Below are 23,983 nucleotides of genomic sequence, written 5' to 3'. Positions count from 1 at the left end.
CGCCGCAAGGCGACAGGTCAGGAACCCCGCGACTTTAGTCGTCGGGAGTAGTCAGTCCACCCTCGAAAGGTCGTCTCCGATGCCTAGTCTCAAAGCCTCTGTTTCCCTTCTGCCCGTTCAGCTCCGACTCCGACTTCTCCCCGCAGCGCTCTTGGCCGCATTGGCCGCAGGTCTCTGCTGGTCACTTGCAGGCTCTGCAGCCGCATCCGACACGATCGACATGACGAGCCTCTTCTCCGGGAATGCGCGGGTGTCCGCGGACGATGAAGATGAAGGGCAGGTGCAGAAGACCCCGCGCGGCCATCGCAGCGCCGAAGAGAGCGAGGATGAAGACGTACCGTTCCACCGCCCGACGATCGCGATCCCCGGCCTCACGATTCCCGATCCGGAGGATGACGCGGAGGTTGCCAGAGAAGGTAGAGAAGGGGAAGGGGATGAATCCTCCGCATCCGGAGAAGACACGCTCTCAAATTCCAACCGCGAAGCAGGGCGCACTGGGAACACCGTGAGGCAGTCGATGCAGCCCGCCCAGCCGCAGCCCGCACGCTCCGCCAAGTCCGCAGCAGACGACGTGAATCGAACGGGGTCCGGGCGTCGGCCCACCGTCATCTTCAAGCGTAAGGAAGCGAAGGCCGCCGAAGCGCAGAAGCAGGCTGAGGAGACGTTCATCTATCCGAGCCCGCGCTTCACCTCTGAGTTTCAGCCGTGGCGGCTTAGGATCGGCGACGTGACACTCCTTCAGGATAGCCTCGGCTCGCTCGTTGCCCGGCATCCCGACTGTCGCCGCATTCAGAGCGCGTGGGATGGCATCACGCAGAGCGCCGCCTGCTCCGACACCGCGAGGTTCCTCGCCGAGGGCGACGAGGTGATCTTCACCTACGCCAAAGCAAACGAAGTGCTCACCGGCGCCTCCTACCGGTTCATGTCGCAGTTCCGCGCCGTGCACTTCGCCGAGAGCATTCGTCAAACCCTGATCGACGCCGGGCGGCCCGTCTACGTTCAGCTCTTCTCTGCATCGGGCGAGCCCGTCGCGGCCCTGAGCGGAGCAGAAGCCCGCAGCCGGGAGCCGGTCGCTGTAGCACCCGGCCAGAGCATCCTCATCGACTCCGACATGTTCTCTGTATCCGTCCATCCCGCAGAGCGTGGCTGGTTGGTCTCCGTCAACGCCTATTTTCAGGATCGAATTCAGGACGCCGAAGCCTACGCCAAGGCGAAGCTCCTCAAAATCGAATTTGGAAACCTGACGATCGGCAGTACGAAGAAGGACGCCATGCCCGAGCTGCCGAAGTCCTGTAGCGACGTCACCTCGCCCGAGGACAAGATTTCGGGCCGCGTCGCCGAGTACTACGGCATCTGCTTCGACTTCCCCTACGAAGCCCACATGCAGCTGCAGTTCAACGAAGCGACGGGCATTCTGGAGGCCGCAGCGCTCTCGCCCATCGGCGCGGCGACGGGCGGCATTCTCGATGCAATGCTCACCAAGAAGTTCGGCCTTGCCCAAAGTTGCCGCAGGATCGACACGGACATGACCCTGCGAGCGGTGAAGTCCGAAGTTCAGCGCGGCAAGCCCCGCGTGACGCGCATGCGCAAACGCTCCGCCGCGGTCTACGCAGGTACTTGCGAGAACCCCATCGTCTACTCGTCCGATATGCGCTTCGTCTTTGAGAACCGCTTCCTCAACCGCGACGACATCGCATGGAACTTCAACCACCGCCTCGATGCCGTCGCCGCCACGGTCGATCATGAACGCGCCTTCGAGGCGCGCAAGGATGCCGTCAAGAGCTTCTTCGAATAGCGCGAAGGGAGAATTGCGGTGGGAATCTGGACGGATCTCCGGGACGAAGCAGGGGAGGTCCTCGATGCCTGCGGGGCGGATCTCCGCTACGATGCGGGCGACGCGCTCTCTTCGCTTTTCTGGCTACTTTGGTTCCTCGGCGCAGTACTCGTCCTCGTGCTTCTCCGGCGCGTCGTGCGTGGTCCGAAGTTTCCATGGGTATTCATGGCGCGCGTCTCTTGGGTGTGCGACGGCGATTCGGTCTGGGTGCGGACTTGGTACGGACGCCGCTTCAAGCTGAGGCTGCTTGGCATAGATGCTCCGGAATCCGAACAGGAATTTGGCGAGGAATCGACTCGCCTGCTGCGGCGCCTGATCGCCGGCGAGCGCATCACGGTGCACGTGGTCGATCGAGATATCTATGGGCGTCTCGTGAGCGCGCTGGATTGCCGCGGAACGGACGTGAGCTTGTGGATGATCGAGCAGGGAGCGGCGTGGCCGTACTACCGGTATCTGAACCGTCTTCCCGCAGGGACGGCGGCCCGCTATCGCGATGCAGCAAAAGTCGCCAGAAGCGCGAGGAGGGGGCTCTGGCGGAATTCCAACCCGGAAACGCCGTGGTCGTGGCGCGAGCGGCACCGGTCATGGTGGAGCCGCTTCGTATTCTGGGTGAAGGGGCTCCTCGGTCTTCACGGCCGCTGAAACGCACGCAGGGCCGTTTCTCCTAGAGCGCGAACGACTTTGACGGGTCCAAACGCAGCCTCCGCCCCGGAGGGCGGGGAGAACGAAGTACGCGAGCGGACTAGAGCGACTTCGCGGGGAAAATCCCTACGCTCGGGTCCACGCTCTCGTAGGGCGTTTTGCCGAAGGTCTTCAGCAGCGCTTCGAGAATGACCTGTGCGCCGTCGCCGGCATGATTTCGGTTCCGCAGGTACGCCGATAGCCGGGTACCATGTCCGTCAGCCTTTCGTTTCAACTGTTGGTTCCGGTTTTGGAAAAACGTCCGGACGCTCCGGGGCCGGCCCGGCATCAGGCCGTCCCTGCGAGGTTCTTCACGACGCGCCCGATGATCCGGCTCTCCGAAGTTGAAGCACAATGGCTAGAGATGCCGCCGCAGCGGCTGAGCCGACATGCTCACGGGCTTCGCGGCGGGAGATTTCGGAATTTGATCAATACCTGAAGAAACAACGCCGAGGTCGTCATGAATCATGCAGAAAATCTGCCGAATCATCGGTACCTGATCAAAAAATGTGGTCATCAGGAATTAGGCAGTCAGGATGAAAGAGGCGGAAAAGCCAAGCGCGGACGCTACCTCCTCATACAAAAAGGCTTTCTCAGCTTCCTTCCGTACCTTTCCGAAACCAATCTGAACGACGCCGCCATCATCGAGATTGATCCGGTCTTCAAGCTAGGCGGCGTCGTTCCGCCGAACACCTACTGCATGTGGATCTACCACAACAGCAAGGTGGTGGGCGATCAGAACAACGGCCGAAACGAGCACCGCATCTATTTGTCCCGAAAGCTCGATGCCGGCCAACTCTTTCAAGGCGACATCGTCGTTTTCCGTCGCAATTTTGATCAAACAAGACGGGACGAAGGCGACGCAGATCCCGAACCTTCTAAAAACAGCAGTTTTCGCTTCTATTTCGATTGGCTTCGCCCGGAAGTCGACAAAGAGGCATGGGAACTCTGCAACAAGATATTGACGCAGAAGCGCTCATCCAACACCTCCGTTTTTTATGACGGATCCCTGAAGTTCTTTGAAGACCACATCGTCTCCAATCAGAGCCAAGGAATCGCCGTGGACAAAAAGGTTACGGAGACGGTCAAGGAAATCAACAAAAACAGTAGCGCGAACGGCGATCCTCTTGCCGCCATGTCTAAGCTCTTCACGACGGGTCCGATCTTCCGAAACTTCGTGATGGCAAATTACGGAAACAACTGCGCCGTCACTCAGGAATGCATCGTCTACGAAGATTTGAACAATCTTGAGGCCGCCCACATTCACCCAAAATGTCACGGCGGAACATATCTGCCTCAAAACGGAATCGCCATGCGGCGCGACGTTCATTGGGCGTTCGACAAGGGAATGTTCTACATCGACCCCCACAAATTAACAGTCTGCGTGCATGATGATATAAAATCATCATACCTCGGCCGATATGACGGCGTAGTAATCAAACCTCTGCTTCCTGGTTTTGAGCCCAGACCTGAATTTTTAGAATATCACAAGAACAACATCTACGGTTTGTTCAAAAGTTCCGGCAGTCTGGCAAAAGCTCAGGCCACTCCTTAATCAAATTCAAAAAAACAATGAACGTCATCGACCTCTTTTCCGGCTGCGGCGGTCTTTCACTCGGCTTCCAACAGGCCGGCTTTCACGTCGCACTGGGCATCGACAACGATGCCGCCGCTTTGGAGACCTTCCGCCGCAACCACAAGGATTCCGTCGGGGCGAGCGTCGACCTTTTCGACGCCGCCGCAATGGACCGCATCGAAGAACTGCTTGAAGGGCAGAAGGTGGACGTGATCGTCGCCGGTCCGCCCTGCCAGGGCTTTTCGCTCACCGGCCCGCGCAAGTTCGACGATCCCCGCAACAAGCTCTACCTGCGCGTGTTCGATGCGGTGCGACGCTTCAAGCCGCAGGGCTTCGTCATCGAAAACGTGCGCGGCATGGCCTCCCTCTACGGCGGCCAGGTCAAGGATGAGATCATCCGCCGCTTCACGGAACTCGGCTACAACGTCGTCTGGAAGGTCGTCTGCGCGGCCGACTACGGCGTGCCGCAGCTCCGCCACCGCCTGATCTTCGTCGGAATCCGCAGGGATCTCGGAACGTTCGAGTTCCCCAAAGCGAAGCTGACCCCCGACCACTACATCGGCTGCCGCGACGCCATCGGAGATCTGCCAACGCGCGTGGACGATCTCGGCGCCGAGATGGACTCCTACCAGGAGGCCCCCTTCAGCGATTATCAGAAGCTGATGCGCGGGAACGCCGTCGTTCTCGCCAACCACGTCGGTACGAAGCATACGGAGCATGTCAAGAACGTCATCTCGATGGTTCCTCCGGGAGGCAACTACAAGGATCTGCCGCCCGGCGTCGGCGACAGCCGCAAGTTCCACGTCGCATGGACCCGGTATCATCCGGACCGTCCGTCCAACACCATCGACACCGGCCACCGCAACCACTTCCACTATGCGCTGAACCGAGTTCCCACGATCCGGGAGTTCGCCCGTCTTCAGTCCTTCCCGGACGACTTCGTCTTCACCGGGACCAAGACGCAGCAGAACCGTCAGGTGGGCAACGCTGTTCCCCCGCTTCTCGGGCAGGCCATCGCCGAGCAGCTTTCCAAGTATCTGAAGGGCTGAAGATGGCGGACAAGCTGAACATCATCGACCTCTTCGCCGGCTGCGGCGGCCTCGCCGAGGGGTTTGAGGCCGCCGGCCGCTGCCGCATGCTGGCCGCCGTCGAATGGGAGCGCGCTCCCAGGGATACGCTCGCCCGCCGCATGGCCGTTCGTTGGGGCATGCCGGACGCCGAGGACAGAGTCCTCCGCTACGACCTCCAGAAGTCCCAAACCCTCTTCTCCGGGTGGAGGGACGATCCTGAGTACGGCAGCAGCCGGGGGTTGGACGCCCTGATCGGTCAAAACAAGGTCGACGTGGTCATCGGCGGTCCGCCCTGCCAGGCTTATTCCATCGCCGGGCGCATCCGCGACGAACACGGAATGCGCAACGACTACCGCAACTACCTCTTTGAGTCGTACCTGGCTGTCATCAAGCGGTATCGCCCGAAGGCCTTCATCTTCGAAAACGTTCCGGGGCTCCTCAGCGCCAAGCCGGACGGCACCCCCATCGCCCGGAAGATCGTGAAGGCGTTCGCCGACGCCGGTTGGATCATTCCGGCCGACTTGAAGCGCTGCCAAGTCGACATGTCGGACTTCGGTCTGCCCCAGAAGCGCAAACGTCTGGTGATTCTCGGACTGTCGAAGGAGGTCTTCGGAGAGAAGATCGGAGCGCTCCACGACGAGTTCTACGACCGCCTGCTGCCCTCGAAGCACGCGCCTCAAACCTCCGTCATGGAAGCCATCGGAGACCTCCCGAAGCTCTACCCCTTGGTGAGCCCTGAGAAGGGCCGGTCGCACACCATGCCCGGCGGCCGGAATGTTCCGACGGATCATGAACCGCGCTTTCACAACGAACGCGACGTCGGCGTCTTCCGCATGTTGGCGGAGGACATCAAGTCGGGCAGGAACCGGTACGCCTCGACGGAGAGCCTGAAGCGGCTCTACACTGAGCTCACCGGCCGCGAATCCAACATCCACAAGTACCACGTCCTCAGAGCTGATGAGCCGAGCAACCTGATTCCCGCCCATCTCTTCAAAGACGGACTCCGGCACATTCATCCCGATCCGATGCAGGCCCGGAGCCTTACCGTAAGAGAAGCGGCGCGTCTCCAGGGATTCCCGGACGACTTTGAATTCATGGGCTCCAAGGGCGACAAGTACAAAATGATCGGCAACGCGGTTCCGCCAAGTTTTTCAGCGTTGATTGCCGACGCATTATTTGCGCTACTTTCAAGGTGATGGCAAATTCGGGGAGATCCTAAGCAACCCGATCACTGAAGTGATCAGGTTGCTTAGGGTGAGCGTGGTCGATCGAGAAGGGAGCGGCGTGGCCGTACTACCGGTACCTGAACCGTCTTCCCGCAGGGCCGTTTCTCCTAGAGCGCGAACGACTTTGACGGGTCTAAACGCAGCTTCCGCCCCGGAGGGCGGGGAGAACGAAGTACGGGAGCGGACTAGAGCGACTTCGCAGGGAAAATCCCGACGCTCGGGTCCACGCTTTCGTAGGGCGTTTTGCCGAAGGTTTTCAGCAGCGCTTCGAGAATGACCTGTGCGCCGTCGCAAGGCACGGCCATGCCGATCTGCTTGCGGACGCTCTCCTTGCTACCGAAGAAGACGAAATCGTCGGGGAAGGTCTGCAGCCGGGCGCGTTCGCGGTTGGTGAGCGCGCGATTTTCCGACCAGTGATAGACGTGCGTGCCGCCGCCGCCCGAGCCCGTCACCGTGTAGGCGGGCTTTGAGGAATCGAGGCGCCGGTAGATCTGCGAGAGGCGGGCGCCCGTCACATTCAGACGAAGATGCTCCGGAAGACGCCCGGACTCTTCGGCCTGCCAAACGTTTTCGCCTTCGCGGATGTACGAGAGGCGCTCAACCACCTGTCGGCTCATCCTCGTGGCCTCTTGATTGGCTGCGTCAACCGGGATGCCGGCGAGCGCTTCGCAGCAGGTCTTCTGGATGCCGTTCGGCTTCGGCACGCGGAAGGTGAGTCCCAGATCTCCGCGGATTCCGATCAGGATGTAGCGGTGCCGCGCCTGAGGGACGCCGTAGTCTTCGAATTTGTACAAATTCGCCGTGACGGTGTACCCATATTTCCCCGCGTTGTTGAGGGCGGAGAGGATCTGTTTGAAGGCGCGCCCGTCATTGGCCGAAGAAAGGCCCGAGACGTTCTCAGCAAAGAAGAAGAGCGGATTCACGCGGTCGATGTACCGCACACCGTAGGAATAGAGCCCGCCGTAGTTGCCGTGTAGCCCCTTGGATTCGCCAACGAGCGAGAAGTCGTTGCAGGGGAAGCCGTAGAGGAAGCCATCGGCTGCAGGCAGCGCGTCGATGTCGAGCCTGCGCACGTCTTCGCAGATGGAAAGTGCGTCGGGGGCGTGCTTCAGCACATTTGTTTTGTAAGTTCGGCAGGTATCCGCGTCCCAATCGGTCGCCCAGACATGCTTGAACGAGAACTGGTCCGTTCGAGTACGATTGAGCGCCATGCCGATGCCGCCGGGGCCGGAGAACATCTCCGCGACGCGCAACTCGCCCGAGGCGGGCAGTTGGGGCAGGGCATCGTGCTTCGTCTCAGAGACGGGCATGGGTTTGGGAGCCGCCGCTTGGCTGTACTCCCTCATCAGTTCGCGAGCTTTGGTGGAGGGCGGCACCTTTTCCGTGTCGCAAACCGTCGTAAAACGGGAGAGTTCGTCCTCTGAGAGGCGAACCTTGAGTTCTTTGTCGCGCATATTGTCTTCTGTACGTTGCAAGGATTGCTGCCCTGAACCGGCAACTGTTGCGCAGGAGGGAGCGGTTTATGTCAAATCTCTCCGGTTGTGGGGATTCCATCGCCGCAGTGGTCGTTCGACCCGCCTACGCGGCGCGTGATTTTCCTGCACAACATCCTGCGCAGCAGGCGCCGCAGAGAGCAGATTCTGCTCATTGGGATTCGGCGGAACTTCCCGCAGCACCGTAGCTTTTGGGTGTTGTTCATCTCTCTGCGGGTCCCCGTCGCCCGCCAACGCTCAATATGTACGCACGCTTCACGACGCTTCTCGGCCGCCTCTTCGACTGGCATGGCCGCGCCTCCCGCACTGAGTTCTTCCTCGTCTGGCTCACGGGCGGCATTCTCACGCTCGTCTATCTCGTTCCGTATTTCACCTATTTCTGGCAACTGGTTCAGGACTCGATCGACTACGGCGTCGATGCGGCGATCGAGATGATGGGGGCGGACACGATGACTTGGTCGGTCTTCATCTTCATTACCGTCTGGCACTGGCTGAGCTTCGTGACGCTGATGGCGATGTCGGTGATCGGCTATATGACGACGGTCCGGCGCCTTGCCGACATGGGGTGGTCGCGGTGGTTCATCGTCGTTGGCGCTATGCCGCTCCTCAACTTCCTCTTCCTTCTCGTGCTCTTCTTCTGGCCGGGCCGGAAGAAGGTAGCGCAGGAGGGAGCGCCGGGTACGGACGACAGCGGCTCCCCCCAGCTCTGATTCGCATCTGGAATCCACGAACCCGTGAATCCAAGTTGGAATTTCACACGAACAGGGGTTAGTGACCAACGAAGAGGAGGGCGCAGCAGCGCTCTCCTTTTTTTCTTCCTCCGTGGTTGCATCTTCGTCCGCAGCCTCCCTCGGGCGCGGCTTCCGGGCAGGTCCGGGTTGTTCCAGTTAGCCGTTTCTGCTCTCCCAAGCATCAAAAGAACTTGACGCGCTCCATAAAGTTTCCATCGCTGATTTCACCCCTTTATCGGAAGACTGACTGTGAAGGAAACCCGCATCCCGACGCGCGCTGACATGCCGCCCTATCTGCTCGTCTGGTCGAGCGACGAATGCATGCCCGTTCTGCTTGGTCTGGGCTTGGGGATCATGCTCAATCAGGTCTTCATCTGCACGCTGACTGGGCTCGTCATTGCGCACTTCTACCGCAAGTTCCGCGACCTCCACCCCGACGGGTATCTATTCCATCTCTTCTACTGGTACGGCTTCGGATTCGCAAGGAGCAAGACGATGCTCAACCCGTGGATCAAGCGTCTGATTCCGTGAGCACCGAAATCTCACCCCTCATTCCTTCTCTCAAATTCCGACTTCGAAAAAGAGCAAATGGACCTGAAGCGATATCTCTCGACGTTCCACGGCCTGAAAACTGAAGCGTACTTCTCGCGCATGGTGACGACCTTTCTTTTGGTGCTCTGCCTCTTTCTGGTGGCCGTGCTCGCAACCCGCCCCACGATCGTGACGATTCAGCCGTGGACGCTTGCGGAAGATGCGCAGGTGACGCGCGACGATGCATCGCGCTCCTACATCGAAGCGTGGGGCTTTGCGCTCGCCGAACTGATCGGCAACGTCTCGCCCGGCAACGTGAGCTTCATCGGCGACCGCCTGAAGCCGCTTCTCGATCCGAAGATCTACCACACGGTCCTTGAAGGCCTTGAAGCGAATGCGCAGGGCCTGGTGGACGACCGCATCACGATGCGCTTTGAGCCGCGCCGCGTCACCTACGAAAAGTCCTCGGGCAAGGTCTTCGTCACGGGCTACTCCTTCATCCGTCAGGGTCTCTCCTTCGAGGCGGAAAAGCGCGAGGACCGCACCTACGAATTCGTGATCCGCATCGCGAACTACGCGCCGCTCATTCAGTCGATCGACACCTATGTCGGCAATCCGAAGACCCGCGACGTCCTCGAAAAGCTTGAACAGCGCCATCAGCGCGAAGAGACGAAGCGTCAGGAGCAGATCAAGGACCGCGCCCGCTACAAGGAGCCCGAAGCCGAACGCCGCATGACGAGCGAAGAGGACACGAAGCTCTGACGCCTTCGTCCTCTGGTCACTTCAAGCCTTCCTCGACAGAACGAACAAACCTCAACCCTCCGGCGCTCGATGCTTGACGTGAGCGCCGCAGAGACAAAAGTCCACGGAGTTCCTTCCCATGCAGAAACACCAACTCGCCGCGCTCGCCGGCGCTGTGCTCATGGCTCTGAGCGCAGGTCACGCGGCCAATGCCGCCCCTGCACCGTCCGAGACTGCGGCCGCGACGGCAACCGAAGCCACGGGCTCTCAGGCGTCAGATTCCGACAAGGAATCCCCGGCCGAGAAGCCCGTCTCCAACGTCGTCAAGGGCATGTTGAAGGCGCTTACGGACGCCCGTAAGGCCGAGCAGACGGGTGGTGTTTCCAAGACGAACGCTGAGAGCGCCAAGACCGCCAAGGAGGACGCTTATCCGGCCGTTCCCGCCAAGTACCTGCGCCCGAATGCGGACAAGAAGGAGCAGGCCGCAGCGGTCAAGCAGTTGAAGAAGAATGTTGCGGCGGAAGACGCAGCAGCGGCCGAAGCGGCCAGAAAGAAGCCCGAGTCCGCTCCGGTCGGTCAGGTGCGCATCAACTCCAACCCGGTGATCGCGGTGAAGCCCGGCGAAAACGTCTTCATCCCGATCTCGCGTGAACATCCGAACAGAATTCTCACGCCGTTCAAGAACCCCCAGATCGTCTCCACGTCGCTCTTCGCGGGGAAGAAGAAGGGCGAATGCGGTGAAGCCTGCGTGCGCGACGGCGTGATCTACATCACGACCGATGCGGCGAGCGCCGTGACGGCCTTCATTACCGAGAAGGGCCACGAGGACATTGCCTTCTCGCTCACGATGGTTCCGCAGGCCATTCCGCCGCGTGAGGTGCGCTTCACGCTCCCCGCCGATGTCGTCGAGCGCCTGAATTTGCGCTCGGGCGACGCCGTGGGCCTCAAGAAGGCTCAGGCGTGGGAGACCTCTCAGCCCTACGTCGAAACGATTCGGCAGGCCCTGCGCGGCGTGGCGCTCGGGAACGTGCCCTCGGGCTACAACCTGAGAAAGCTCCGCGTCACGGATCCCCGCCCGACGTGCTCGCACCCCGGACTCTCCTTCAAGTGGGACGAGGGGCAGATTCTTGAGGGCTACAACCTCGACATCTACGTCGGCGTGATCGAAAACACCGCCGACAGTCCGGTCGAATTTCGCGAGCAGAACTGCGGCGGCTGGCGCACCGCCGCCGTCACGTCTTGGCCGCTTACCGTGCTTGAACCCGGTCAGAAGACGGAGATCTACGTCGTGGTGAAGCGTCAGGATGAGACGCCCAACGAACTCGTCCGCAAGCCGCTCATCCCGCGTGAGTACAACTGAGGAGCGTCGCAATGGCTGTCAACTTCTCCACTGCGAAGCTCTCCCCGCGCATGAAGCAGCTTTCGGTCATCGCTCTGGCGGTGGCCGTGTTGGGCGGGGTGCTTTATCTCTCGCTCGCCGGCTCAAATTCCGGTCCGGAAACACGCCTCAATCCGAAGACGGACAAGCAGGTGAACGTCATCACGGATCAGAACAACAAGAACTTGGGCCTTGAGGCGATGGCCGGCCGGATCAAGTATCTCGACCGCTCCAACAAGCTGCTTCAGAGCAAAATCGAACGCCTTGAGAAGGAGCGCGCCGCCGAAAAGACGGATGCCGCTCAGGAGCGTGCATGGAAGGAGCGTTTCGACGCGCTCTCAAACGAACTCGCCACGCTGCGCGCCGCCCAGAAGGATCAGGCGAATCAGCAGACTCAGAAGCAGGCCGCTCACTCGACCAAGAAGGACCCGCAGCAGATCGACGATCCGTTCCAACTGCGCGAGCAGAAGCGCAAGGAGCTCATGGGCGACGAGATGGAGGCCGAACTCATGGGCAAGAAGGGCAGGGGCGCCGCTCCGCGTGCCGGCTCGCGCTCTTCGGCGGCTGTGAAGATCGGCATGATCGGCGAATCCGACGACGATTCCGAGGACGACGTTCAGAGCGAACAGGTCTCGGCCAAGTCGAGCGCCCCGCGCGCCGCCTACATCCCGGCGGGCTCGATTCTCACGGGTACGCTCATCACGGGTGCGGACTTCCCGACCGGCAAGGGGTCGTATGAAAACCCCACGCCCTCGCTCATCCGCATCTCCAAGCACGCGATCCTGCCGAACCGCTTCACCTCCGATGTCCGAGAGTGCTTCCTCCTCGTGGGCGGGCACGGCGAACTTGCCAGCGAGCGCGCCAAGCTCCGCGGCGAGACGCTCTCCTGCATCCGCAATGACGGCGGAATCATCCAGACGAAGCTGAACAGCTACGTCTCGGGCGAGGACGGCAAGGAGGGCATCAAGGGCCGCCTCGTGTCGAAACAGGGTCAGCTCATCGCCCGCACTATGGTTGCGGGCTTCCTCTCGGGCATGTCCGAAGCGTTCGACTACTCGCAGGTGTCGGTGCTTTCGACGTCGGCATCGAACACGGTGCAGTACCAGAAGAACTTCTCTTCGGAAGCGGCCAAGGGCGGTCTTGCAAAGGGTCTCCAGAACTCTCTCGACCGCGTTGCCGAGTTCTACATGGACCTCGCCGATGAAATGGTCCCGGTCGTCGAGATCAACGCCGGCCGTCAAGTGGACGTCGTCGTGATCACCGGCACGACCCTCAACATCACCGCTCAGGCGGACGTGCCCGACATGCAGGGCGCTGCTCCTTCCAACTAAGAAATTGCAACCCTGTTTCCAACCATGAAGCTCACTCGTTTCCTGATGACCGCCGCGGCCGCCGCCGTCGCAGCCCAAGTACTCACGGGCTGCTCGGCGCTCGCCGTCGGCGAAGAAGAATTTGCCTGTACGGGCATGCCCGGCAGCGTCTACTGCCACTCCGCCCGCGACGTCTACGAAAAGACCAACGACGGTGTGGTGCCGTCCCCGGTCGGCAAACGTGACGGCTCCTACAACGAGGACTGCGACGACTGCGTGCGCTCCGAGGACGTGAATCCCGAGCTCGCTGTGGATGAAGACGAAAACAGCCGTTACGCCGTCGGGGCGAAGCGCTCGGCTTCCTCTACGGAATCCGTTGAGGTCTATGACCGTAGCACGGGCGAAACGAAAACGATCCGTCGAAAGACGCTCGAAATGACCAACGATGAAGTCATCAACAACTACGTCGCGCCGCATCTGCCGACCGAGCCCGTGCCCGTGCGCACGCCCTCGCAGGTGATGCGCATCTGGATCGCGCCCTACGTCGATACGAACGGCGACCTCGTTGCGCCGGGCTACGTCTACACCGAAATCGAACCGCGCCGTTGGATCTATCCGGGATCCGAATCGTGGGGAACGGGGAAGATGTTTGCCCCCCTGCAAGCCGTGACGCCGTATGCCCGCTCTCAGGCGCCCAAGGAGCCCGCCTACAACTCGCTTGAGAAGTTGAAGCGCGAGCAGGCGAAGCACCAGTAGCGGCGCCGTTACGGAAGAACCCGAGGGACCGGGCCACTTCGGCCCCAAGGCCTCCTTGCCCACCGAACCATTTCCACCCCGGAAGGAGGGCGTTCATCCTCCGCTCCGGACTTTCCTCAACCCGCTCAAAAGCTTAAACAGGAGCACTCCAATGAACTTCAAGAACCTCAGCAAGATCGCCCTCGGCGTGGCCCTCATCGGCGGCGCCGCCGCCGTCTACGCGGGCGTCGGCGGCAACACCCCGGGCGGCGACGAATTCACCGACATCTGGAATCTGATTCAGGGTTGGTCTCAGGGCGTTCTCGGTCGCATCATCGCCCTCGGCGCGCTGATCGTCGGCATCGCCTTCGGCCTCGTCCGTCAGTCCGTCGTCGCCGCCGTGATCGGCATCTCGATGGCGATCGTTCTCCAGTACGGTCCGGACGTGATCGAAGGCATCGTGACGGCCTCCGCCGCCGATGCTCAGCCCGCTCAGGTCGTGACGCTCGACAACGGCATGGCTCAGCAGAACCTTGACGTGATCGTCAAGTAAGGGCCGAAGCTCCAAAAGAGCGTCAGAAGCAGGTTCTTCGGGTTGCCGGTCGGTCGGGAGATTCCGCAGACCGTCACCCCGGAGACTGCTTTGGCGTGGGGCCGCCCGGACTTCTGGATCTTTCCCGTCTGGATGCGCATTTTTCTCATGCCTTGGGTAATGCGCAGCCACCAGATTTTCCGACGACCTCACGCCAAAGCAGCTTCGCTTCCTTTGTTTCCTTTTCGGAAACTGCCGCTTCACCGCCGCCCGACCGACGTCCGACCGTCTCCCGACGGCCTCCCCCTGTTTCGTACCGTGAATCTGGCAAGACGACGCAGCACAGCGCAGCGAAGCACAACGCAGCTCAGCCAGCGTTGCAGCGGCATTCATCACCACATCACCACATCACAATCCCAAGGCGATTCACCATGTGCAAAACCTTTCAGCGCACACTTCTCTCCGCCGCCGCGATGACGCTCTTCAGCGCGGCCTTCCTCTCTCCCTTGGCCGCTTCGAATGCTCTGGCGGCGGATGCGCCCGCCGCCGCGACTCAACCTGCTGCGAAGGGCTCGATTGAAGCCTTTCAGCAGAAGGTGAATGCGATTGCCGCCAAGAACGGCGTGGCCGCTCCCGACGTCAAGAAGGAGCTCGCCGGTCAGGCCAAGAAGGAGTCCCGCGAGGAGAACCCTGAGGATGCCGCCATGCGCAGGGCACTTTCCGAAGTCCCGCCGATTGAGCGCGTCGTCGCGATTGACGCCAACGTCATCCGCGCGATCAAAAATAAGGAAGGCCGCATCATGTTCCTCGTGGACAACGGGCGCTTCGCCTTTGTGGGCAAGATGATCGACGTGTGGAACCGCAAGGAGCTCTCCACGATCGAGGACATCGCCGACGCCGTCTCGCACATTGATCTCGACCGCATGGGCTTCAAGCTCGACCGCGTGAATCACATCACGGTGGGCTCGGGCGCAAAGCAGGTTGTCGCCTTCGTCGATCCGCAGTGCGGTTGGTGCCACAAGCTCATGGATGAGATCAACGACAAGCCCGAGCTCATGAAGAACTACACCTTCAACTTCGTGGTGGTTCCGGTCCTCGGCGAGCGCTCCAATACGCTCAGCAAGCGTCTCTTCTGTGCGAAGACGACGGATCAGCAGGCCAAGTATCAAGCCCTCGTCAGCGGCGCCCGCGCCATTGAAAAGCTCGATCAGAAGGACGACTGCGACCTTGAGATCTTCAACCAGACCCGCACGGTCGCCAACGCCATCGGCGTTCAGGGCGTGCCCTTCATCATCTCCGACGACGGCCGCTTCGAGCGCGGCAAGCCGCGCGATCTGATGGCCTTCCTCGATCCGGACGCCGACGCTGCCGCCAAGGCCGCGGCTCAGCTCTCCGCCGCTCCGCAGAAGAAGTAACCAGAAAGGGGGTGGGGCATGGACGTATTGAAGCTCAAGCGGTTTACCGATGAGGGACTCCTCACGGATGATCTGCGCGCGGAACAGATGATCTCGCCGCTCGCCGTGGATGTGGACCACCGCATCTACATGTGCGACGACAACACGCTCGCCTTTGCCTTCGAGTGCCAACCGCTCACGGGCGGCGGCGAGAAGGAGCATGAAAAGCTCGATCAGCTCTTCAGTCAGAATTTCCCTGCGAATATGACGATGAGCTTCCTGCTCTTCCGCTCGCCCGACATTGAGGAAAACCTCATCCTGGCCGAACGGATGCGTCTTAACCATCGTCATCCGCTTCTCACGCCCGTCTTTGAGGAGCGCATGAACTGGATGCGCAGGCATACGAAGGAGGAGATCGTCGGTCAGGCCCTGAACGGCGCCGTCTTCAACGTCGGCCGCATCGTCGATCTGAAGCTCATCATCTCTGTGAAGATCCCCTTCACCGGAGAAGAACCCTCGGAATCGGACATGGAGGATGTGATTGACTGGGCGACGAAGATCATCTCTTCGCTCAAGTCGATCGGCCTCGCCCCGTACCAGATGGATGCGGACCGCTACGTCCGCTTCATGAACGTCTTCCTCAACTGGGCCCCCAACGCCACGTGGCGGCAGGGCTATCGTCCGCTCTGGGAGCGCGACAAGCCCATCCCGCCGCAGTGCTTCGACCCCGAAACCGGCGTCTGCCTCGCGCATCCGGACTACTTCCAGTTGGGCGACAAGTACGTCAAGGTCCTCTCTGCGAAGAAGATGCCCGAAGCGATGTACTTCGGGAACGCCATCGACTACGTGGGCGACCTTCACGGCGGCAACGCGGGCATTCACCAGAACTACGCCGTCTGCTGCAACGTCATCTTCCCCGACGTCTCCAAGATGAAGGCCACCTTGGAGAAGAAGCGCACGTGGGCCAACAATCAGGCCTTCGGCCCCTTGCTCAAGTTCGACCCGATTCTGGGCGACATCAAGCGCTCCTTCGACACGATCTACGATTCGCTCAACAACGGCAGCCGTCCGCTCAAGGTGAGCTTCCACGTGATCGCCTTCGGCGATTCCGAAAAGGAAGTCACGGCTACCGCCTCGGCCGTGGCGTCCTTCTGGTCCGACCAGCACTTCACGATCAAGGAGGATCGGTACGTCATGGTGCCGATCTTCAAGAACTGCCTGCCCATGTGCTGCGACCGGTTCGCCGTCAACGAGCTCTGGCGCTACAAGACGATGACGAGCCACGAGGCGCCGGTCATCCTGCCGCTCTTCGGCGAATCCAAGGGCACCGGCACGCCCCACGTGGAACTCATCTCCCGCAACGGGCAGGTGATGAGCCTCTCGCTCCACGACTCCTCAACCAACCAGAACGGCGTGATCGCCGCAGAATCGGGTTCGGGCAAATCATTCCTCCTGAACGAACTCATCCTCTCCTACATGAGCGAGGGTGCGCGCGTCTGGGTGATCGACGCCGGCAAGTCCTACAAGAAGCTCTGCGAATCTCTGAACGGCGACTTCGTGGAATTCTCAGAGCGAAGCAGGGTGTCGCTCAACCCCTTCGAGACAATCGTCAACTGGAACGACGAGGAGGACGCGATCGTCAATCTCGTCGCCACCATGGCCTCCATGGAGGGCAAGCTCGACGACTACCAGATCGCCGCGCTCAAGAGCCACATGCACGACCTCTGGCTCGTCTGCTACGAGGAGGGCAAGAAGCAGGTTCAGGACAAGCTCGATGCGATCACCGAGAACTACGCCATTCAGATCCAGAACGTTCAGAACGGCGTCTCAGACCGCAAGAAGGCCGATCAGATGGTGGAGGACCTTGAACGTCAGCGTGATCTCGACCTCATGCAGGCGATGCCGCCCTCGACCATGAGCATCGACCTCATCGCCGACCGGTGCCTGCAGGATCCCGATCCGCGCGTGCGCGACGTGGGCGTTCAGCTCGGCTCCTTCACGTCCAAGTCCTCCTATGGCCGCTTCTTCGCAGGCCACAACAACGCCAACTTCAAGAACGACCTCACCGTTCTGGAGCTCGATGAACTGCAAGGCCGCAAGCACCTTCGTCAGGTCGTGCTCCTGCAGCTCATCAGCCAGATTCAGCGGGAGATCTTCTTGGGCGAGCGAACGCGCAAGAAGATCGTGATCATCGACGAGGCGTGGGACCTCCTCAAGGAGGGCGAGGTCTCCGTCTTCATGGAGCACGCCTACCGCAAGTTCCGAAAGTACGGCGGCTCCGCGATCATCGCCACTCAGTCCGTTCAGGACTTGTACGACAACACCGTGGGCAAGGCGATCAGCTCCAACTCGGCCAACATGTACCTGCTCGGGCAGAAGGCCACGACGTTGGAGCAGGTCCGCAAGGACAATCAACTCGTGATGGACGACTGGGCCTTCAACATGCTCAAGTCCATTCACACCGAAGCGGGCGTCTTCTCGGAAATCTTCGTCTCCGTCGGTCAGATTCAGTGCGTCGGACGCCTCATCGTCTCCGACTTCCAGAAGCTCCTCTATTCGACCACCGCAGACGATGTGAACGCCATCAAGCGGTATCAGGACGCCGGGCTGGGCATTCAGGACGCCATCAACTCGGTCCTGCGGGACCGCGCGGGGCGCCGCCGCTAGCTCCGAGAAAAAGAAAAAGTCGCCAAAGAGGGGAGGTCCGCATGGTCCTCCCCTTCGTTCATTCCGGGTATCTCGGAAGGCGAAAGTCGAAAGGTCGAAAGCCGATTTCGCTCTCTCACCCGCCTGAGATTCCTAGTCCGATTTCTATTCTCTGAACCTGAGAAAGTCGGGAAAAGTCTCGGAGACAGGGCGTTCTCACAGAGGACCTCCTCACCGCACCGCTTCCGCTTTCCCAGATTCCAAAGAAGAAACAGAGTACGTGCCGATGCAGTCCCTCTTCCGAAAATCTCTCTTCAGAAAATCCGTCTGCTCCTTCATGGCCGTCGTCTTCGGCCTCTCCTCGACCGCATCGACCATCGCGATGGCGGAGACGCCCTCCGTGACGCCTCCGAGCTCCACCGTTGACTGGGGCAAGTCCGGCAACGCGTTCGGCAAGGAGCTCGGGCAGGGAGCCAAGGACGGCGCGCCCACGTTCAGCGGCACATCCATCAACTTCCAGACGGGCGGCAAGAACTACTCCATCGAGAAGGACAGTCTCGCGCCTTCGGACAACGGAAAGAACATCCGCTATCAGCATACGAGCGAGGACTTCGAGAACCAGAAGAACCTCTACAACAACGCGGGCAACATGGACGAGCAGGGCGGTCAGCAGAAGGACGAGCTCTTCGCCGACGCCAGTTCCGAGAGCCCCACGCTGGAGGGCGAGGTCTACTCCGTTCTGCTCGACATTGCGAACAAGCGCAAGTCCGACTATTCGCAGGAGGTGTGGTTGGAGAAGAGCACCGAGATCATGGGCGACATGGAGAACGTCCTCAAGGATCTCGTCTCGTGCGACGCCAATTCCGCTCTAGACACTCAATCCAAGTACACGCACGTCCCGGATTTGAAGGAATGTCAGCAGGTGGTTGATCGGTCCAGCACTTGCAATGTGGACCACAGTTACTCAGTCGGCGTCATTGAGCACTCCGATGGCCCCTTCAACATGGATTCGTGCGGTGAAGGGTGCCTTAATGTCTGGTTGGGAAATCCGAGCGACCAAAACTATCGCGCCCCATCAAATCAATGCAAGCTTTTTGAATTCACGATCTCACTTAAGTTGATCAAGCCTGAAGCGATCACAAAGGTCACACTGGAAGATGTGTACTGGGATGATCAAATGCAGGTTTATTTCGGGAAGAAGGGTGAAGCCAAACAAGTTAAGATGCTTCAATTGCCCTATCCAGAGACTTTTGTTCCTGAGTTTGATGAAAATCCCGGCGTACCTCCATTGTTTGTTTATCCGGGGCCATTCAGTGGGGCTAGTCATACCTCATGCCAACAGAAGATTTCATGGCATTGGGATACATCTCTGGATGTCACCTCCTTATTCAGAGGGGCAACTGCGAATGATATTTACGACTTCAGAATTCGCGTTGCGGTTCAGGACAATGGCGAGGGCTATGCACGGCTCAACATTCACTATGACCCGTCGTTGGTGATCACGAACGACGTCTGGCAGCCGAAATCCTGTCTGGACACTGCCGATGCTTTGGCCGACGGCATGGCGAAGGGGAGCTTGAAGTGCACTGACATGCCTACTTTGAACTCCAATGGATGCTCGACCATCAATGGCATTGAAGTCTGTCCGTCCCATCTTGCGGAGTCGCCGATCAACGGCGTCAGTCCGCTCTGTCGTCGTGTTGAAATTTCGACGAAGTACGACTTCTACAAAGGCGACACCGGCTGTTGGAAGGCTCTGCTAGGCTTTGACGACAAAGGCGAGGCGATCTACGAGGAGGTCTGCGGCGGCCAGAATATTGGTGGGAATCTGGACACCTGCACGAAGTATGAGGACGATCCGAACTGCAAGTTCGTGGAATCGAAGTGCACCGAAGGCATGACGGGTGCATCGGGTACGTGCTACGTCAACGACGTCACCTACGACTGCGGCAAGGATGTCAAGGTGGACACCGTCGAGGGTGAGACCACCTACGATTGCAAGGGCGTTACGTGCCTCGGCGAGGAGTGCATCGACGTCAACCGCACCTACAACTCCGACTTCGGCAAGGTGAACGCGCTCATGAACGCGCTCCAATACATGGCCGAGGACATGCAGTGCGAGGGCCTTGACGAGAACGGCAATCCTACGGGCCTGCAGAACGTTGATTGCAAGGTGTTCAGCGGCGAAAGCGGCAAGTGCAAGATTGCCGTCGGCGGTTATCAGGACTGCTGTGAGTCGATGGGCACGCCGGGTGTGGGTTCGTACATCGAAATGATCCAGAATGCTCAGCAATTCCACTCCGGCATGATTTCCATGTCGGATCAGGTTCTGACGAAAAGCTGGACGGCCATGGGGCAGGGTGAAGTCTATGAACCCACCCTGTTTGAGGAGGTGGCAGGGCAATACGCCGATGCTGTTGGTGAAGTTGGCGCAGTCATTCGATCCGGTGTGGACTACGTAGCGAAGGCCTTTGGCTCATCGGCCGACAACATCTACTCCTTCATCGACGGTATTACAGCTCCGCTTAAAGCCCTCAAGGACGAGATTATCAAGCAGATCCAGAGTGCGATCAGCAAGGTCCTTGAAAAGATCATGAGCCAATTGGGCTTGAACTTCGGCGGCGCCGCCGCCGGCGGCACAGCTACTGGTGGCGCAGAAGTCGATATGGTCCAAAATGCTTTGAACAACGTTTTTGGTGATGTCGTCGGTGAGGCCATAGGATCGGCAATTACTTTTGTCGGTGCGGTCTATCTCGCCTATCAGATTGCCGATATCGCGATCAAGATGATCTACAAGTGTGAACAAGAGGAATTCGAGACTGTTTCAAAGCGAGAACAAAAGAACTGTCACTATGTCGGCTCCTATTGTGAAAGCAAAGTTCTCGGCGCATGCATTGTCAAGCAGAAAGTCTACTGCTGCTATCAGTCGCCGCTTTCCCGAATCATCAACGAACAGATTAAGATGACCCAGCCTCAGATTCTTGAGGACGATGGTGATTGGGGCAACCCGAAGAACCCGAAATGCTCCGGCGTTCCTCTTGCGGACGTGACGAAGATTAATTGGGATCTGATCAATCTTGATGAATGGACTGCAATTCTTCGCATGACTGGCAATCTGCCTACGGCTGATAAGATGACCGTGGAAGATCTTACCGGTACCGGCGGTTCGTTCAACTGGACGAAGTACAGCGGCACCCTTCAAGATTGGAACATGCCTAAGACCAACGGCAACAAGACCGACATTAACGAGCAGAACAACTCCAACAAGACGAAGCAGAGCGCACAGAACAGTACTGCCGCGGTCGCGGCGGCTTCTGAAGCTCCTTCGCTCGATTCCGCGGGGGCCTCGACGTTCGCACGTCGGTCGGCAAAGGCAATGCGCTCCTCTGCGGTTGCGGCGGCGTCGGAAGAATCCACGGGCGTCACAACGGTTGCCGACACGACAAAGACGCGCAAAGATCGCCGCAACGTGCTTGAGCGCGTTGAAATGCGCCTCAACGGCATGAATGTGGACGGTCTGCGCATCGAAAGCACGCCCTGCATCACGTTGGAGCTCGGCGCCGGCATGACCGCCCGTGGCGGGTGCTCGGAAGCGGCCAATACGCCGTTGGTGTGCCGCAAGAACGGCTACCTCGTCGAATGTGAAGACATCGCCTACGAGAACTCTCTTCAGGAACTCTTGGGTAACAAGCTCAATTCCACTCACTGGTGGAATCTGGGCTATCGGTGCGAGAAGAACGAAATCAGCCTTGACTGCTCGACCCTCTATTCAAAGGACTCCTACATCAAGGCGCTGGAAGAGTACGCGCGGATCATCGGCGGCACGACTTACCTCAACCGCTACGTCTGCGTCGATAAGTCCGGGACCTTCACGTCAGAAATCTGCGAGAACGCGATGTTCCAGAACGGCTGCGTGTGCAATCCCGGCGAATTCATCTGTCAGGACGGCAACAAACCGATCTCCTGCGGGGCTTTGGGCGCCGCGCCATCGGAATGTGCCTGCATGGACTGCTCCAAGGAATGCACCTACGGCGGCTCTCCGGTTCCGGGATCGGATGGCGTCATGAAGTGCTCGTGTGACGAAGCGCCCATCTGCGATGCGCAGGCCTGCAAATACGGTGGAGAACCCGCCGCCAACGGTACACAGGACTGCGCCTGCGAAGAGGCCCCCGACTGCAAGGGCAAATACGGCGGCGAGCCTGTAGGCGGCGGCACGCAGGACTGCACTTACTACAGTGCACCCGACTGCACGGGCGAGTACGGCGGCGAACCCAAGGCCAACGGTACGCAGGAGTGCAACTACTATCCCGCGCCTAACTGCACCGGCAGCTACGGCGGGTATCCACTGGGCGGCGGGACTCAGGCCTGCTTCTTCAACGAGGCTCCGAATTGCAGTGCGAAGTGCGAATTCGGAGGCACCCCGAAGGCGGATGGTACGCAGGATTGCATTTGTGAGGACTATCAGCCGATAAGTAAAATGTACTGTAATACTACTAAAGGCACCTGCGAAATTTATGGTGGCAAGGCTCCATATAGGTGCTCCGTTAGGAGTGACTGGCCTGCTGATCGCGACGACACTTTAACAACCAATGAGCGTACATTTTACGCTGGCTTTGCAAAGCCAAATTGCCGCAATGAGAGTTCGTACACCTATATTACATGCCGAGATTCTCAAGGATCTACTATATCTAGAACAGTAACAAGACATGGCAGTAGAAACTGCCACTAGAAACTTCATTTGAAAGCTCTCTCCGGGATAAAGTCCGGGGAGAGCTTTTTTAATTCAAGATTCGATTGATGTATCTAAGTGCGCCAACGCCTCTATTCCAAAATCGAACTGCATCCCGTTGCAATCCTTCCAGAAGAGTCGGCCATCAACATCAATCAGTTAGTTGCGCAAGACTGAGATTATTGATTGCTCTCGGCGTGAATTCGGGGAGATATACGGCAACAATGGCTGGCACCCGCGACTGCTTCGGTACGTACTTCTTGTTGCGCTTCTCGGTCTTCTTCGACAACGGATTGTTCTTGGAAAAATGCAAAGCCCGGACGACACCGGGCTTTGCAGAGGTTTAGTGATTGGAGTCCGTCTTCAGTCGGGCTTGAACGGCCTTCTTCTCCTCCTCGGAGAGAGGGTCATCCATTTCGTAGAGTTGCGGGATGACGAAGAAGTTCACCTTATCCTTCTCTACGATGAACGGCGGATTTTTGTATTTCGCCGGAGCCGGGCCCTCATGGGTATAGAGATAGGCATAGATGTATTCAGGAAGCGACGGAGCCGTTTCCATCATCGCCCTAGCCCAATCGAACTTCGGCTTGGCTCCACCATTCCAAAAATGAAGTGTAGCTTCGCCTGCCTGTACATAGAACACCTCAATCTGCGGGTTGGTGAATCGGGGTGTCGAGATCTGCGGCCTGAAAGCCTTGAGGCCGGTATTTGAAATCTGGACGCCGCACCCGTACATGTTCATCAGAACGTCCTTCCACGGCTTGCACCCCAATTCCTCATTGACGACTTCGATATGGGCGTCATTCCTGCCGGTCCACGATTCGTCGTAATTGATCGTGATCTGGTAGTCCTTGAACTGCTCCTGTTTGCGGAACGCTTCAGCCAATGCTTCCGCCGATCGCTTCACAAAGAGATTGGCGGCCTCCGTGGCATCCTTGGCTTCTTCGGCTCGGACATAGCCAACAAGGCTGTCTGCCGTAGCTTCCACCGACGGCGTAAAGAGCCATTGGGCAACAGAGACTCCGACGGCGAGGTTCCAGTTGGCCGTACTCGACATGAAGCCGTTTGCCGACATTTTGTGACGGATCGACCACAAAAGACCGGCGTCTAGCGCTACGGAGCCGTCGCTCAGGACCAATTTGTCCTTGGGAGCGGGCGTGTCGATGATCCGCTTGATGCCGAATTCGATTGCGATGTTGTTGGCGCGGCTCAAGTCCTTGTGGTACTGGAACTCAGGCGTGAGCTTCGCCGCCGCCTGAGGGTTTTCCGGCGTTGAGTTGACCGAGACGCATCCGGATAGGGTGAGCACTGCGGCCGCGGCAAGCGGAAGGAGAATGAATTGCTTCTGCATGTCGGCTCGCCTTATTTGGCCTTGG

17 protein-coding genes are annotated in these 23,983 nt (G+C 59.3%); 15 read left to right on the top strand and 2 right to left on the bottom strand.

The annotated features are described in order from the left end of the window. Positions 1-79: 79 nt before the first annotated feature. From ACT6Y9_RS01145 to ACT6Y9_RS01125, 5 genes are all read left to right on the top strand, one after another. Entirely contained in the window at positions 80-1,795 is a 1,716-nt protein-coding gene (locus tag ACT6Y9_RS01145; protein ID WP_443743217.1) for a hypothetical protein, read from the top strand. A gap of 18 nt (positions 1,796-1,813) precedes the next feature. After that, a complete protein-coding gene (locus ACT6Y9_RS01140; RefSeq protein ID WP_443743216.1) occupies positions 1,814-2,476 on the top strand; it encodes a thermonuclease family protein in 663 nt (220 codons plus the stop codon). 499 nt (positions 2,477-2,975) lie between these two features. Next, the gene (locus ACT6Y9_RS01135; protein WP_443743215.1) at positions 2,976-4,070 is read left to right on the top strand and encodes an HNH endonuclease; all 1,095 of its coding nucleotides are present in this window, start codon (positions 2,976-2,978) and stop codon (positions 4,068-4,070) included. Between the two features lie 17 nt (positions 4,071-4,087). After that, complete coding sequence (locus ACT6Y9_RS01130) at positions 4,088-5,140, top strand: DNA cytosine methyltransferase (protein WP_443743214.1); 1,053 nt, start codon at positions 4,088-4,090, stop codon at positions 5,138-5,140. A 2-nt stretch (positions 5,141-5,142) separates the two neighbouring features. Beyond that, on the top strand, positions 5,143-6,357 hold the full coding sequence (locus tag ACT6Y9_RS01125; RefSeq protein ID WP_443743213.1) for a DNA cytosine methyltransferase: 1,215 nt from the start codon (positions 5,143-5,145) through the stop codon (positions 6,355-6,357). 215 nt (positions 6,358-6,572) lie between these two features. Here ACT6Y9_RS01125 and ACT6Y9_RS01120 read toward each other — a convergent pair whose 3' ends face one another. Next, positions 6,573-7,841, bottom strand: a complete 1,269-nt coding sequence (locus tag ACT6Y9_RS01120) for a DNA cytosine methyltransferase (RefSeq protein WP_443743212.1) — start codon at positions 7,839-7,841, stop codon at positions 6,573-6,575. Positions 7,842-8,122: 281 nt separating this feature from the next. On the opposite strand from ACT6Y9_RS01120, the gene ACT6Y9_RS01115 reads away from it, so the two are divergent. The 10 genes from ACT6Y9_RS01115 to traN all read left to right on the top strand — a co-directional run bounded on the left by ACT6Y9_RS01115 (position 8,123) and on the right by traN (position 22,607). Next, positions 8,123-8,590, top strand: coding sequence for a DUF805 domain-containing protein (locus ACT6Y9_RS01115; RefSeq protein WP_443743211.1), 468 nt, complete (start codon positions 8,123-8,125; stop codon positions 8,588-8,590). Positions 8,591-8,860: 270 nt separating this feature from the next. Then, positions 8,861-9,142, top strand: coding sequence for a type IV conjugative transfer system protein TraL (gene traL / locus ACT6Y9_RS01110; RefSeq protein WP_443743210.1), 282 nt, complete (start codon positions 8,861-8,863; stop codon positions 9,140-9,142). A gap of 57 nt (positions 9,143-9,199) precedes the next feature. Further along, the gene (locus ACT6Y9_RS01105) at positions 9,200-9,904 is read left to right on the top strand and encodes a TraE/TraK family type IV conjugative transfer system protein (RefSeq protein ID WP_443743209.1); all 705 of its coding nucleotides are present in this window, start codon (positions 9,200-9,202) and stop codon (positions 9,902-9,904) included. A 118-nt stretch (positions 9,905-10,022) separates the two neighbouring features. Next, a complete protein-coding gene (locus ACT6Y9_RS01100) occupies positions 10,023-11,243 on the top strand; it encodes a hypothetical protein (RefSeq protein ID WP_443743208.1) in 1,221 nt (406 codons plus the stop codon). Between the two features lie 11 nt (positions 11,244-11,254). Next, positions 11,255-12,592, top strand: a complete 1,338-nt coding sequence (locus tag ACT6Y9_RS01095) for a TrbI/VirB10 family protein (RefSeq protein ID WP_443743207.1) — start codon at positions 11,255-11,257, stop codon at positions 12,590-12,592. 24 nt (positions 12,593-12,616) lie between these two features. Then, positions 12,617-13,327, top strand: coding sequence for a type IV conjugative transfer system lipoprotein TraV (traV, locus tag ACT6Y9_RS01090; protein ID WP_443743206.1), 711 nt, complete (start codon positions 12,617-12,619; stop codon positions 13,325-13,327). Between the two features lie 151 nt (positions 13,328-13,478). Next, complete coding sequence (gene traA, locus ACT6Y9_RS01085) at positions 13,479-13,859, top strand: TraA family conjugative transfer protein (protein ID WP_443743205.1); 381 nt, start codon at positions 13,479-13,481, stop codon at positions 13,857-13,859. Positions 13,860-14,269: 410 nt separating this feature from the next. After that, positions 14,270-15,253, top strand: coding sequence for a thioredoxin fold domain-containing protein (locus ACT6Y9_RS01080; protein ID WP_443743204.1), 984 nt, complete (start codon positions 14,270-14,272; stop codon positions 15,251-15,253). 18 nt (positions 15,254-15,271) lie between these two features. Further along, complete coding sequence (locus ACT6Y9_RS01075) at positions 15,272-17,899, top strand: TraC family protein (protein ID WP_443743203.1); 2,628 nt, start codon at positions 15,272-15,274, stop codon at positions 17,897-17,899. A gap of 265 nt (positions 17,900-18,164) precedes the next feature. Then, a complete protein-coding gene (traN, locus tag ACT6Y9_RS01070; RefSeq protein WP_443743202.1) occupies positions 18,165-22,607 on the top strand; it encodes a conjugal transfer mating pair stabilization protein TraN in 4,443 nt (1,480 codons plus the stop codon). 343 nt (positions 22,608-22,950) lie between these two features. On the opposite strand, the gene ACT6Y9_RS01065 is transcribed toward traN, so the two are convergent. Next, a complete protein-coding gene (locus ACT6Y9_RS01065) occupies positions 22,951-23,958 on the bottom strand; it encodes a hypothetical protein (protein ID WP_443743201.1) in 1,008 nt (335 codons plus the stop codon). Positions 23,959-23,983: the final 25 nt, after the last annotated feature.

It is taken from the genome of Sutterella sp., assembly GCF_052272535.1.
Classification (GTDB): domain Bacteria; phylum Pseudomonadota; class Gammaproteobacteria; order Burkholderiales; family Burkholderiaceae_F; genus Sutterella.
This window is presented reverse-complemented; position numbering and strand designations above follow the sequence as displayed.